This is a genomic window from Faecalibacterium sp. DFI.5.82, assembly GCF_029076575.1.
Taxonomy (GTDB): domain Bacteria; phylum Bacillota; class Clostridia; order Oscillospirales; family Ruminococcaceae; genus Faecalibacterium; species Faecalibacterium duncaniae.
Genome location: NZ_JARFIS010000362.1, coordinates 1 through 320, shown reverse-complemented (window position 1 = coordinate 320; position 320 = coordinate 1). Strand labels below are relative to the sequence as shown.

At 45.0% G+C, this 320-nt stretch carries 1 protein-coding gene; it reads right to left on the bottom strand.

Annotated features, from left to right (window positions below):
• Nucleotides 1–320 (bottom strand): GHKL domain-containing protein (locus P0G09_RS17005; RefSeq protein WP_275253258.1); only part of this gene is annotated, 320 nt, incomplete at both ends.

Below are 320 nucleotides of genomic sequence, written 5' to 3'. Positions count from 1 at the left end.
CTGCGAACGGTATCGCTGTATGGATTCTCAAGCCGGTAAAAGAGACTGCGATACTGCTTGCGCAGCTGTAGATGAATGATTCGCTGGTCTGCTGGCAAGTCGCAGCAGGCTTCAATGGCATTGTCAAATGTGTTTCCGATGATGATGCTCAAAGACAACGATGAGATCGTCAGAACTTCAGGAATCGTCACATACAGTTTGACTTTGATGTTATTCCTTTCCGCAATTCGTAAGTAATAATTCAAAAGAGCATCAACAACAGGATTTCCGACAGCAGATATATTTGTTGAACGCTCGAAAACATTCGTGGCGGCCTGTGC